Consider the following 13,401-nt stretch of genomic DNA (forward strand, 5'->3'; position numbering starts at 1 on the left):
TGGCATTCACCGAAGCGGGAAGTGATCTCAAACTCATCTCTCATGGGTTGGCTGGCTCCCGCGGCAGGCTTCGCTTGCGCCGCGGTCTGAAGTACAGCGCCAGGTCGCGGAATGACTGGTTCATCAGCACGGCCAGCAGGAGCATCACACCGATGATCAGGTTCGACCAGTTTCGGTCGATCTGGGTGAAGTAGATGCCCTGGCTCACAATCGCGAATGTGATCGTGCCGACGAAGATGCCGAGCACCGACCCGAAACCGCCGGTCAGCAGCACACCGCCCACCACCACGGACACGATCGCGTTGAAGATGAAGCTCATGCCGCCGGAGACCTGGGCGGAGTTGAACAGGATCGCCTGGCAGATGCCAACGAGTGTGGCGCTGACCGCGGACAACACAAACAGCGCAATGGTCAGGCGTTCTGTCGGAATGCCGGCATTGCGGGCGCTGACTTTGTCGCCGCCCATTGCAAACAGCCAATTGCCATAGCGGGTCTTGTGCAGAACGAAACCCATGATGGCGGCGAAGGCGACCCACCAGACGATGATGACCTGGTGACTGCCGCCGATCAGTTGGCCGAACAGGAATTTGGCCCAGTCTGGCGCAGTGAGCGCAACGCTGGCGTTGCCGGTCAGAAGCACAGACCCGCTGAGCACCACCCCTTGCATGGCGACCAGCGTGGCCAGGGTAATGATAAGCGAGGGCACGGAGGTGCGGATCGTCAGCAGGCCGTTGATCAGGCCAACCGCCACGCCGATCGCCAGCGCGCCGGCGATCCCTACCGTTATGGGCAGTCCGTAGTAGCCGGTCAGGATGGCCGTGGTCATCGAGCCCGTCGGGATCAGAGCGCCGATGGAAATGTCGAGTTCGCCCGCGATCATCAGCAGGCCGACGGGAATGGCGACGATGCCGAGATTGGCCGCGAAATTGACCCAACTGGCCGCGCCAACCAGTGTGCCCAGATTGGCGCCGCCGAACAGAACGAAGAACAGCACCACGCCAATGAGGCTGAGGACCGATCCGGCTTCGGGACGGCGCAGTGATGATTTGATTGCGTCCATCATGACTGTCCTCCGTTCTTCGACGAATAGCTGAGCGCCAACTGCCGGAACGTGTCGTTGGTCAACACCGCAATCAGGAGAAGCGCGCCGATGATGACGCTGCCGACATTGGGATCGAGACTGGTGAAATAGATGCCCTGGTTCACGATCGAGAAGGTGAGCGTGCCGAACACGATGCCGACGATCGAGCCGAAACCGCCCGTGAGCAAAACGCCGCCGATGACCACGCACATGATGGAATTGAAGATGAAGGACTGGCCGGCCAGAACCTGCGCGCTTTGGTAGACCATCACCTCGCTGACCCCGACGAACGCGGCGCTGAAGCCGGACAGCATGAAGAGGCCGATCGTCAGGCGCTTGGTTGGGATGCCGACGTTGCGCGCACTCTCCTTGTCGCCGCCGAGCGCATAGATCCAATTGCCCATAGGCGAGATGTGCAACAGCCAGAACAGGCCAACCACGAACACGACCCACCACAGGATCGTGACCTGGAACATGCCGCCGAGATAGTCACCCAAGATTTGCTTGGTAAGCGGGTCCGGCACGAGCGAGACGCCGGTGCTGCCGGCGATCTTGACGGTGAGGCCCAGCGTCAGACCCATCGTGCCGAACATGGTGCCGATGGTGATGATAAGCGACGGGATGGTTGTCCTCGTCACAAACAGGCCGTTGACGAGGCCGACGGCGAGGCCGAGGCCAAGCGCTGCCGTTATGCCAAGCCAATCGGGCAGCCCGTAGTGACCTGAGACGATGGCAGTGGTGAGCGACGCCGCGGGGATCACCGCGCCGACCGAGATGTCCAGTTCCCCGGCGATCATCAGCAACCCTATCGGCAGCGCAATGATCCCGATCTCGGAAGCGATGTTCAGCCAGCTTGCCGCACCGGCTGCCGACATGAAACTGCTGCCGCCGAATAGGCCGAAGAAAAGCAGGACTGCGACCATGCCAAGGAACGAGCCCGACTCCGGTCGACGTGCCAACCGGCCGAGCGCCAGTCCGGACTGCGAGCGTTCGAGCGCAGGCGTTGATGTGGATGCGGCGGGATGTGCCATTACGGTAATCCGCAAGCACGCGGCTGGCCGTAATGTGCCGCCGCAGAGAAAGGGAAAAAGGGCCGCCCGCCGCAAAACGCGGGCGGCCCAGGCGGGAGGATTATCGTGTCCCTGCTTTCACGCCAGCGATGGTGGCGTCGACGTTCGTCTTGTCGATGATGCCTGGTCCCGTAAGGATCTCGCGGGTGGGCACCGACAGGCCGTAATTGACGTGACCATTGAGGATCGCCACGGCGAGATATCCCTGCAGGTAACCCTGCTGGTCGATGGCGCAGTCCTGCTGGCCACCCTTGATGTTGTTCAGGATGGTCTCGTCAAAATTCATGCCGCACAGGTGCACCTTTCCGACCTTGCCGGCCTGGGTGATGCCGTTCATGGCCGAGTTGGCGTCGACGTTGCCGATCGTAAAGACAGCGTTCACGTCCTGGTGCTGCAACAGATAGGCCTTCACCGCCTGGGCTACGGCGGTTGCCGAGCCGAAGGATGTGGCGGGCAATGGCAGCACGTCGGCTTCGCCACCACCGTTCTTCATACCCTCCTTGAAGCCACCGCAAAACGCCTCGATGTTGGCGGCGCCTGGCAGCGTGTTGATGCAGACACCCTTCTTGTTGCCGGCCTTGGTAAGGTACTCGCCGGCCGCGACGCCGCCCTTGTAGTCATCGGAGCCGACATAGTTCATGGCGCCGAGACGGTCGGCCGCTTTCAACCCGCCGGCATTGTAGATAAGCAGCGGAATGCCGGCGTCTCGCACCGCCTTGAACGCAGGATCCATCGCTTCCGGCACCCAGTCCGGGCCGACGATGGCATCGGCCTTCTGGTCGATCGCCTGGCGGATCAATTCGGCGGCGTCGACACCCAGATTGTCGTAGTTCTGCGGCCCGAGCCAGGTGACCTTGCCGCCTTGAGCCTCGACGACCTTGCCGGCGTCTTCGGCACCGCGCTTGACGATCGACCAGAACGGATCGTCCGGCTTGCCGCCGACGACAAAGATGTTGGCGGCGAGCGTCGCGCCGGTGCTGAACCCGATCAGCATCGCCGTCGAGACGAGTGTCTTGAAAAGCTTCATGGTATTCCTCCCAGATTACCCCATAGGGTTTCAACAAAAGTCTTCCTGTTCCGGGCCCACTCCTCACGGACCCAGCCGAAACGGCGCCTGGTTCGTTATTCCGCAGGCATTCCGGATGCCGGATCGCCGCGGCCTTCCTGCCGGCTCCGCACCTTTTCCTTTTTCTTGCGGAAGCGGGCCTTCATGACCTCGTCGGCTTCCTTGCTGCCGTCGTGCCAGGTGCCGAACAGCTTATCGAGTGGCACCAGCCCGTCGCCGCCGTAATTCACCTCGAAGTACTTGTGGTGCAGGTAGTGCACGTAAGAGTGGCTATCGAGATTGACCTTGTCGGTGATCTCGAAGGTCTCGAAGCCGAGATGGCCGTTGACGGCGCCGAAACCGGCTCCATGCAGCGTGAAATAGGCGCAGACCGGGTTGGACGGGATCAACAGGTGCAGCCAGGCTTCGGCATGATAGAGGAAGCCCTCGACCGGATGCATCGACAGCGACGACCACGGGCTCGGATTGATCGAATTGTGGTGGACCGAGTGCACCCATTTGTAGAGCGGCGGCCAATGGATCGCCCGGTGCAGGAAGAAGAAATAGACCTCATGCAAGGCAGGCGCGATAAGCACCAGGAACGACAGGTAAAGCCAGTTCGTCGTCCAGGGCAGCCAGACAGCCCAGCTGTTCGCGTAGACCCACAGCATCACGATCTCGACCACTGTCCACAGCGGTATGGTGACGAAAAACGAGCGGGCGAAATTGTCGACGTTCTGGCTTTGGAACCAGAACACGTCGGACGGCGCATCCGAGGGAAACTTCGGATTGTACTTGAAGCGGTTCTGTTGCTTGCGCTGGACGTAGTAGCGCAGCTCGAAGAAGCCGTAGAAAAGAAAGATCCCGGCGGCGTTGAGGCCGTACAGCCAAAGGTAGTTGAGCAGCGAGAGGCTCGCGAGACTCTGCCAGCTCGGGATCAGCAGGTTGACCCAAATGAGCGACGTGGCGAGGTGGAAGGTGTTCCACGGCCAGAAGAATTCTGGAATCCAGGCTACCACCTTCTTCACATTGAACGGACGGTGCCAGATCGGTGCCGGCCCGGCACGGCGATGTGGTGCCCAGTTACCGCGCCTGTCGCGCGTTCCATACTGAAGATCATCCATCGTGACAGCGCCTCCGTGCCCGGATCGGTCTGGGTCTGTGGGCTCTCGACATCCGATCGAGGCCTCACTCGGCGCAATTCATATCGGAGGGTTGATATTCGGAGAAGGCAGAAATAATATCAAAATTGCATTTGTATCATTTAGTTTCAATCATGATGATACAGAGAAGGGTGAGCGTTCATGAAGCGGCCGACAATCCACGATCTTGCTACCGCGGCAGGCGTGTCGGTGGCGACGGTGAACAGAATTCTGGGCGGCACGGTTGCCGTGCGGCCGAAAACAGTCCAGCGCGTGCAAAGCGCCGCGGAAGAAATTGGCTTTTACGGCATCGGCGCGATCGATGACCGGGCGCGAAAAATCTCGCCGCATTACCGGCTGGGTTTCCTGCTCCAGCAGTCGACCCGCGACCTCTATCAACTGTTCGGGAAGAAGATCGTCACCGCCTGCCGCGAGCGGCGGGACGAGGTCATCGACCCTGTCGTCGACTTCGTGGATATTTTGACGCCGGAGACGATATCGAGCCGGCTCATCGCGCTTGGCGATGCATGCGACGCTGTGGCGGTGGTCGCGGCGGATCACCCGATCATTGGCCAGGCCATCCGTTCCCTGAAGGAGATGGGTAAGCCGGTTGTCTCCTACATCACAGATCAATCCGCACCGGAAAGGGCGGCCTATGTAGGCACCGACAACTGGAAGCTGGGGCGCACCGCAGCATTCCTGATCACGCAAACGACCCAAGGGGCTGGTCGAATCGCTGTTTTCATCGGCAATCATCGCTACCAATGCCAGGATGTCTCGGACGCCAGCTTCCGCTCCTATTTGCGCGAGCACGCGCCTCGGCTCACAGTGGAGGAGAGCCGCCCCACTCACGAGGAATCGAGCGAGGCCTACCGCATGGTGGCCGAGTTGCTGAAGACGACGGACGATCTGGTGGGGATTCTAATTGTTGGCGGCGGCATCACAGGCGTGCTTCGCGCCTTGAGGGAAGTATCTTCCGAGAGGCGATCGGGGATCAAGGTGGTATGCCGCGACATTGGGCCCGAGACCCGCAAAGGATTGTCGGAAGGATTGATCACGGCAGCTCTCTGTCACCCCCTTGAAGCGACCTCCGCTCTTCTCGTGCAGACCATGATCGATGTCATTGGACCACAAGCACCATTCGCGACCCTTCAGCGGTCGATACCTTTCGAAATAGTCACACCGGAGAATATCTGAGGCAGCGGGCCGCTGCCTTCCGCTTCACGCGGCAGAACATCTAATGCAGGCTGCAGCGTTGTCGACGCTCAGGTGCAGACCCACTCGCGGATCTTGCACTGCTTCTCCTTACCGCCGCATTCGGCCTTGGCCTTGTCCTCGGCTTCGCGACGCGTCGTGGCGGACGCGACACCCCAGAACGGGGTCGCCGGGCCACGGCTCTTGCCGACTGAAAGCGCCGCGCAATGCTCATAGGGAAAGCCGGTGCCGTCATCATCGTCCCAATGGCGATGGTTGCGAAACACCTCGACCACCCTGCAGCCCGCGCCGTCCGCATTCTCGCAGTGCTTGAGCGCGATGTCTTCGGCTTCCTGCCGCTTGTCGGCGCCCCAGAAGAAGCCGTGCCTGCCGTCGCCCGGCGAGTAGGCGATCGCGCCCCAGATTCCCCTCTCCTCGCCGGTCTGCGCCGGCGGCGGCGCCACCAGGTCAGCGGCCTGGCTCGCCATTGTCAGTCCGACAAAAGCCGCCAGCAGCGGGAATGAGAGGCGACGGTTGATCAGCATTTTCGTAGCTCCCAATTGCAGCTGTCCAGGAATCGACAATCACGGCTGGCCGCTAGCCGCCCATGCGGGCCACCGAGACGACGACACAGGTATTGCCGGTGGGGACCAGCAGCGCCTGGCCGCCATTGTTGGCCAGGTTGAAAAGCATCGTTTTCGAAAGATTGTCCGCCAGCAGGCTGCCTTTCGGGAGCGTTCCGGCAACTTCCTGGCAAGAGCGCTGGAACGGCGCCACGCGCACGAAGCCGCCCTCGCAGGTCTGGCCGACGGGCGAAGCAAAGACGACGCCCGCGGCCTGCGTCTTGTAGTCCGGCAGATCGTAGCTCATCCCGGCCACGGCCTGCACCGCATGGGCATCCGGCGAAGTTTTGTCCCACTGTGTCTGCACCGCATAGGTCGATCCTGCCGTCAGCGCCTGTCCGAGCGTGGTAAAGAGATTGGCGCAGGTGCGCACGCCCGCCTGAGCGACATGCGCCTGAAACGGATTCTTGTTCGCCGCGATATCCGCCGGCACAGGCGCGGCTTGCGCCGGCTCGCCCTGCACAGGCGCCTGTGCTTGCGCGGAAGCCGTGCCGGCGACGAATGTACCGAGCGCGGGATAGAGACGGAGCGACAGGATCACCGCCGACGCGACCAAGATCGCGAACGCGCCGAGCAGCGCCGTGTTTCGCACCAGGCGCCAGCCTGGCGAACGCTGTGGCGGCGCATTTGCCGGCGGCTCCGGCAGCGCGACCGGCTGGGAGTGCGTCAGGATTCTGTCCTCGATGGATTGGCGTGTCATCTCAAAGTCTTTCTAGTTGATGGCCGACAGCGCGGTCTTGAGCCCCTTGAACGGGGCATCGAGGCTGACGGTCGCTCCCGACGGCAGGGAATAGGAAACCTGGACCATCGTCTCCTTGCCGATCTGCTCGCGAAGCACCGGGCCGACGGGTAGGTAACCGACGCAAACCGACGCGTCGCAGCCTTGCATTTGAACGTCGACCGGCTGTTTGCGGCCGGCAAATCTGAGCGAAAGCTTGCTGCCTGCCCCTGCCGCGCTGGGCGCGCGCAATATCATGAACGGCTTGCCCTTCTCGTCGGCCGCAAGCGACCAGCTGAAGATTATTGCCTGGCCCTGGTCGATGAAGGACTGGCTGATGTTGCATACTTTCTTCCTGGCCTGCAGGTTCTCGTCGCAGATCAGCGTCCAGTTCTCGAACGGACGCGTGATGCGTTGATATTCGCCAAGCTTCACGTCCGGAGGTACCGCGACGTCGGAAGGTTTTATCCTGTAGGCAGGGGCCGCCCCTTGCCCGGCCGCGTGCGGGCCGGACAGAAGGAGGCAAACCATCGATATTACGGCAAGGACTGTTTGCCTGGTCATCAGCAGACTCAGTTCAGTGTAAAGCTGACGCCCGCGCCGACACCCCAGTGCCCGCCCGCCGTCGTGCCGGAGAGGTTCGCCCGGGCTCGGCCGTCCTCGCTGGTGTAACCGGCGCCGAACGCGACGGCGCCTTCGCCGCGCCAATAGCCGCCGCCGGCCGCGACGCTCAGCTTGCCGGGGCGGTCGTCGTAGCGCAGCGAGGCGGCTGCCAGGCCGATCGCGGCGGCCTGCCGCGCCTCGCCGCGCGCCTCGCCCATGTCCATGTTGAGCTGGCTGAGCTTGGAGTCGGTATAGGCATTGGCCTGCTGCAGCGTGGTGGCCGCCACCTGATTGGTGTAGGTCTTGGAGTTGTCGAACGTTGTCGCCAGCCCGTTGTTGAGCTGCAGCACGTTGACTGCATCGGTGTCAGCGGTGCCGGCGCCGACATTGTGGATGACAACGGGCGCATTCACGTCACCGCCGACGAGCGTCAGCGAGTTCGACTTGGTGCCGTCCGGGTTCTTGTCATACTGAACGGCGAACTCATTCAGGTTGCCGACGCTCCCCTGCACCGCTTCGACAGCCTGATTGGTCGCGTAGAGCTGGCTGCCATTGATGGCATCGGTGGAAGTGTCGCTGATCCTGCCCGCGGCCACATTGGTTACGGTGCGTTCGTTGCCGACGCTGCCGACGCTCACCGTGCTCGTCGGATTGGTTCCGGCGAAGGTGTAGGCGACGCCGTTGATCGTCGTGCCGGTGGTGGCGACGGCAGCCGCCGTCGTCGAGCCGGCGCCGAGAGCGACGCTGCCCGGCTCGTTGGCCGTGGCGCCGGCACCGAGCGCCATTGACTGGGCGCCGTTGGCGGTCGAGTTCGTGCCTAGCGCGATGCTGTCTGCCGCATTGACAGTCGAGGTCTGGCCGATCGCGATGCCGCCGGGGGCCGTCTGCTGGACGATGGCGCCGTTGCCCATGCCGATGCCGTTGTCGCCATTGACGGTCGTGCGCGGACCGATCGCTACCGAATCGGCGCCGACCGCCAGCGAGTCCGACGCGGTCGAGTTGGCGTGGAAGTACATGCTTCCGGTCACCGCGAAGGAGCTCAGCGCGCCCTTCAGCTGGCGAAGCGTGACGGCGTCCTGGTCCTCGGTGCCGTCGGCCACATTGATGATCTGGCGATAAGCGGTGGAGGTGCCCACCGAGACGGCGCCGAGCAGGGTCATGTCCGCGGTGTTGTAGGGAATGAGGCCGGTGCCGGAAAGGATCGACCCCGACACGGGCGCGACCGCACGGTCGGAAACCGAGCCGGAGCCGAGCGCCACGCCGTCGGTTATGGTGACCGCGGTGCCGCGGCCGAGAGCCAAGGAATTGGCGGCGGACGCCGTCGCCTGGTAGCCGAGCGCCGAGGAGCCGATCCCTTGCGCCAAGGCATCGGTGACCGGAAGCGTCGTGTCGTTGGTGCGCACGTAGCGGATGCCTTCGCCGTTGGCGTCCGTGTAGGCAGTCGAGCTGTCGCCGGCAAAATTGTTGATGGTGTTGCCGAGCGTGGTGATGTCGGCAGTGTTGGCGGCGATGTCGGCAGTGTTGGCCGCGATATCGGTCGTGTTCTGCGTCACCTGCTGGTTTGTCGCGAAGAGCTGGGAGCCGTTGACCGCGTCGGTCGAGGAGTTGCTCAACCGCCCGGCCGCGACGTTCTGGATCTGGCGCTCCGCGCCAACCGAGCCGACCGAGAATGCGCCGGCCGGCGTTCCGCCGGCGAAGGTGTAGTTGACGCCGCCGATCGTCGTGCCTCCGACATTGGTCGTGGCGCCCGATACCGAATTCAAGCCGATAGCCACGTCGCCGGCGTTGTTCGCGACGGCATTCGGGCCGATCGCGACCGAATCCGTCCCCAGCGCCTGGGAATCGGGCAGCGTCGAATTGGCGTGGAAATACTTGATGCCGGCACCGGTGTTGATGTTGGTGATCGTGTTGCCGAGATTGGTGATGTCGGCGGTGTTGGCCGCGATATCAGTTGTGTTCTGCGTCACCTGCTGGTTTGTCGCGAACAGCTGCGAGCCGTTGACCGCGTCGGTCGAGGAGTTGCTCAACCGCCCGGCCGCAACGTTCTGGATCTGGCGTTCAGCACCAACCGAGCCGACCGAGAACGCGCCGGCCGGCGTTCCGCCGGCGAAGGTATAGTTCACACCGCCGATCGTCGTGCCGCCGACCACGGTCGTGGTGCCGGATACGGAGTTCAGGCCGATTGCCACGTCGCCCGCATTGTTGGCGACGGCATTCGGGCCGATCGCAACCGAATCCGTCCCCAGAGCCTGGGAATCGGGCAGCGTCGAATTGGCGTGGAAATATTTGATGCCGGCGCCGGTGTTGATGTCGGTGACCGTATTTCCGATGTTGGCGATATCGGTCGTGTTCTGCGTCACCTGCTGATTGGTCGCGAAAAGCTGCGAACCATTGATCGCGTCGGTCGAGGCGTTGCTGAGCCGGCCCGCCGCGAGATTGGTGAGGGTCCGCTCCGCGCCCGGAGCGCCGATGCTGACGGTTGATGTCGGAACCGTTCCGGCGAAACTGTAGGCCGTCCCGCCGATCGTCGTGCCGCTCGTGCCGACCGCCGCGACGGTCACCGAGCCGGAGCCCAGGGCGACATCGCCTGACTTCGCCGCCGCGGTCGCGCCGTCGCCCAGGGCGATATTGCCGGCGAGGCCGGCGGCGCCCGCGGTAGAGCCGTTGCCCAGCGCCACGGAGCCTTGCCCGATCGCCTTGTTGTTGTTGCCGATCGCCACTGCGCCGGCGGCCTGGTTGGCGGCGGTGGCGCTCGCCGTGCCGTCGCTGTTGGCGATGTTGTTGGCACCGCCGGTGAAGGCGCCGGTGCCGCTGGCATAGCTCGGATCGCCGATGGAGACCGCGCCGTCGCCAAAGGCGGTGTTGCCAGAGCCGATCGAGACAGCCTTGCCACCGGTCGCGACCGCATTGGTGCCCATGGCGACCGCCTCGGCGGAATCGGCCTTGGCATTGTTGCCGACGGCGATGGCGCTCTGCGCCGATGCATTGGAACCGATGCCGAGCGCGGTGCTGGCTAGCCCGCCGGCGCTGGCGCTGACGCCGGCGGCAAGGGAATTGTCGCCTGTCGCCTTCGCTCCAGACCCGAATGAGGAGGAGTTTATGCCACTGGCAACGGCGGTGTTGCCAACTGCCGTGCTGGCGGCGGCGCTCGCAGCGGAACTGGTGCCTATGGCGATGGCCGATTGAGCGCTCGCAGTGGCTTGCCTGCCGACCGCCGTGCCGTCTACACCGCTCGCAGTGGCGCCCAATCCCAGCGCACTTGCGTTGGCGGCTATCGCCGCGGCGTTGTTGCCGATCGCGGTGGTGGAGACGTCCGTCGCCTGGGCTCCAGAACCAGCCGCGACCGAGCCGACGCCGCTCGACACGGCCGAATTGCCCAGAGCCAGCGCGAACTGACCGGAAGCCGTGGCAACGTTGCCGAACGCTGCCGAGTTTGACGCCGATGCATTTGCCTGGGGGCCAACGGCGATTGCATTGGTGCCGGCTGCCTGGGCCTGGAAGCCCACGGCTGCCGAACTGGCGCCGCCGGCCGAGGTGCCGATGCCGAGCGCGGTACTGCCGACTCCGCCTGCGTTGGCGCTGACGCCGGCAGCGAGAGAATTGTCTGCTACTGCTTTTGCCCCTTCCCCGAATGCAGAAGCGTTTATGCCGCTGGCAGCGGCCTCACGCCCGACGGCAGTGGAGTTGGCGCCGCTGGCGACAGATCCCCAGCCCGCGGCTGTCGCATAGTTGTTGCTGGCCGTGGAACTGGTGCCGAGGGCAGTGGAGTTCCCCCCAGAAGCAAGGGAGAAGGTGCCCAAGGCGTTTGCGCCAGCCCCAGTGGCATTGGCGGTTACACCGAGCGCGACCGAATTGACGCCGCTCGAGACAGTGCCTTGACCCAACGCGATCGCGCCGCCGGTACCCGTAGCTCGCGCATTCAGACCGATGGCGATCGCATATTGCGCCGACGACACGGACGAACGTCCCATGGCAATTGCGTCGGCCTGAGATGCCGTGACATCCGTGCCGATGCCGATGGCGCTCGTGGCAGTGGCACCCGTTCCCGCAGCAGTCCGCGAGCCGAGATAGATGGAGTTGATCTGCGAGGCGATCGACTGGAAGCCGATCGCGACGGCATTCTGGCTGCCCGCGCTGGCATTGGTACCCTCGGCGATGGAATCGGCTCCGTTTTGCACGGCTCCAGATCCAAACGCGATACCGCGCACACCGTTTGCCGTGCCGCCGCCGCCGAAAACCTGTGCCGATGCCGGCGTGGCGATGCCACCGAATGCAATTGCACCCAGCGCCGCCGCCAGAATCCTGCCACCGCCGAGCGTGCCAAGCCCTAGCCCCCTGCGCTGCATGCCGAGCACCCTATGCGCGTTGCGCAGCGCCGCCATCAGGCGGCGCCGGAGCGAGCGGCTGTCGGTGGCGCCGGAGACCCAATTTCCAGCAAATCGAGCCGATCCGCGCTGACTGATACCTTCCTGCCTGAAGTTCATTGCGAGAATGCCTCCTTTGGTGGGTCGCGCTCGATCACGGCAGGTTCCGCCGATCCTGCCGCCAAAGCGTGTCTGCTCGAAAATGGGATGACGATATCGGCGCCGCGCGCCAGCAGCGCGTGGCCCTGTTTTTCACCGATCGCCTCGACGCGATCGAGCGTGTTTTCAAGCCAGGCGTCACCCGCCTCGGGCACAGCCTTGAGCGCCGCCGCAACCCGCTCCGTTGGGATCAGCCGCTCGAGATAGGACCGCACCGCCGCCAGATGGACGGCAGGCGCGTCATGCGCGTGAACGACAGCCGTGAGGCCATAGAGATAATGGGCCAGCAGCATGTCCTGCTTGGCGAGGGGCACGCCATTTCCATAGCGCTTCTCAAGCGTCCGCGATGCCGACTCCAGCCAGTAACCGATCTCCTCGGAAAGGCTCCGGCGAATCGCCGTGTCGTCGCTCATGTCCCCTCGGCCAGCTTAGAATCCGAATACCGGATTTGCTGCAGAAAGACACGTTTTCAGGGGCTTCGTATTCCAATAAATTGCTGTTTATCTGAAAATATACCGCAGGTTTTCTGGAGGTTAACAGTAAATTACTTTAGCCGAATCTTTATAAGAGATCCGCTTAATTTCCATACTGCTAAATTAGTTTCCCTATCCGGACCGCGACCGAACATGCCTTGCCCGCACCTGCTGTGGGGTGGCGTCGCGATATTTCTTCATCGTGGTGGTGAGGTGGCTCTGGCTCGAGAAGCCGCTCAGATAGGCGATGTCCGTGATCGAGACGCGCCTGTCGGCCAGCAGCTTCTCGGCAAAGTCAAGGCGAAGGGTAAGAACATATTGATGCGGCGTCATGCCGAACGTCTTGGAGAAAGCACGGGCGAAGTGGTAGGGGGACAGCCCACACACAGCCGCCATCTCGGCGAGCGAAAGCTTGCGCGAAAAGTTCTCGCTCAAGAATTGCTGCATGAGGCGAGTGTGGCCGAACGACAGCCCGCCTTTCGCGTTTAGCAGTGGCCGCCTTTCAGCAGGAATTTCCGAATACCAAGCTGGCAGATCGTCATCGCGCCGCAACTCGGACTCCTGATGCTCAGCCCTCCGCAGCCTTTGCCCAATCTTAGAGGGCGCTTTCGGTTCCGTTGCCACAATAATTCGTGATCGCACGTGCTGTCGGCGCTATCGAGTTTGCCCCCCGGCAACAGCACGTCAAAGGCCATGATTTGGCGCGTCTGGTATTTCATGAAATTGCGGTTCCGCCGGGAAAAATTCCCTGGCGGAAAGTTTCAGCTGCCACTGACGCGGCTCACCCGTCGACGGGTAAGATTTGATCGTCGGGAGGTAACGCGGACAGCCTTCCGGGGTGGCGCATTTCCGTGACGGATTCGCCCGACGGCAAGCGGGTCCTCGCCTGACATCAAAGGTTGCGGGGCGTGATTCGCGTCGCGCTCCGC

General features: G+C 63.2%; 11 protein-coding genes. 1 reads left to right on the forward strand and 10 read right to left on the reverse strand.

Annotated elements, in window-relative coordinates; translation table 11 throughout:
* Positions 1-40: 40 nt before the first annotated feature.
* From FJW07_RS14625 to FJW07_RS14640, 4 genes are all read right to left on the reverse strand, one after another.
* Positions 41-1,060 (reverse strand): ABC transporter permease, encoded by a 1,020-nt coding sequence (locus FJW07_RS14625; RefSeq protein WP_140857494.1) that lies wholly within the window; start codon positions 1,058-1,060, stop codon positions 41-43.
* A complete protein-coding gene (locus FJW07_RS14630; RefSeq protein ID WP_140857496.1) occupies positions 1,060-2,112 on the reverse strand; it encodes an ABC transporter permease in 1,053 nt (350 codons plus the stop codon). Before FJW07_RS14630 ends, FJW07_RS14625 begins: the two co-directional genes overlap by 1 nt.
* A gap of 100 nt (positions 2,113-2,212) precedes the next feature.
* Positions 2,213-3,145: a sugar ABC transporter substrate-binding protein gene (locus tag FJW07_RS14635; RefSeq protein WP_140643663.1), complete on the reverse strand. Its 933-nt coding sequence runs from the start codon at positions 3,143-3,145 to the stop codon at positions 2,213-2,215.
* Positions 3,146-3,273: 128 nt separating this feature from the next.
* Positions 3,274-4,320 (reverse strand): sterol desaturase family protein, encoded by a 1,047-nt coding sequence (locus FJW07_RS14640; protein ID WP_140857189.1) that lies wholly within the window; start codon positions 4,318-4,320, stop codon positions 3,274-3,276.
* Positions 4,321-4,500: 180 nt separating this feature from the next.
* Between FJW07_RS14640 and FJW07_RS14645 the strand changes: the two genes are divergently transcribed.
* Positions 4,501-5,535, forward strand: coding sequence for a LacI family DNA-binding transcriptional regulator (locus FJW07_RS14645; RefSeq protein WP_140857191.1), 1,035 nt, complete (start codon positions 4,501-4,503; stop codon positions 5,533-5,535).
* Positions 5,536-5,603: 68 nt separating this feature from the next.
* Here FJW07_RS14645 and FJW07_RS14650 read toward each other — a convergent pair whose 3' ends face one another.
* The 6 genes from FJW07_RS14650 to FJW07_RS14675 form a co-directional block, all read right to left on the reverse strand.
* Positions 5,604-6,020, reverse strand: a complete 417-nt coding sequence (locus FJW07_RS14650) for a DUF4189 domain-containing protein (protein WP_246672346.1) — start codon at positions 6,018-6,020, stop codon at positions 5,604-5,606.
* A gap of 109 nt (positions 6,021-6,129) precedes the next feature.
* A complete protein-coding gene (locus FJW07_RS14655; protein WP_140857193.1) occupies positions 6,130-6,855 on the reverse strand; it encodes a hypothetical protein in 726 nt (241 codons plus the stop codon).
* Between the two features lie 12 nt (positions 6,856-6,867).
* A complete protein-coding gene (locus tag FJW07_RS14660; RefSeq protein WP_140785268.1) occupies positions 6,868-7,437 on the reverse strand; it encodes an invasion associated locus B family protein in 570 nt (189 codons plus the stop codon).
* 8 nt (positions 7,438-7,445) lie between these two features.
* The gene (locus FJW07_RS14665; RefSeq protein WP_140857195.1) at positions 7,446-11,960 is read right to left on the reverse strand and encodes a YadA-like family protein; all 4,515 of its coding nucleotides are present in this window, start codon (positions 11,958-11,960) and stop codon (positions 7,446-7,448) included.
* Positions 11,957-12,412, reverse strand: a complete 456-nt coding sequence (locus tag FJW07_RS14670; RefSeq protein ID WP_140705478.1) for a hypothetical protein — start codon at positions 12,410-12,412, stop codon at positions 11,957-11,959. The genes FJW07_RS14665 and FJW07_RS14670 overlap by 4 nt, the downstream gene beginning before the upstream one ends.
* Positions 12,413-12,604: 192 nt before the next feature.
* Entirely contained in the window at positions 12,605-13,024 is a 420-nt protein-coding gene (locus FJW07_RS14675) for an AraC family transcriptional regulator (RefSeq protein WP_226891934.1), read from the reverse strand.
* Positions 13,025-13,401 lie beyond the last annotated feature (377 nt).

This window comes from Mesorhizobium sp. B3-1-9 (genome assembly GCF_006439595.1).
In the GTDB taxonomy this organism is placed as follows: domain Bacteria; phylum Pseudomonadota; class Alphaproteobacteria; order Rhizobiales; family Rhizobiaceae; genus Mesorhizobium.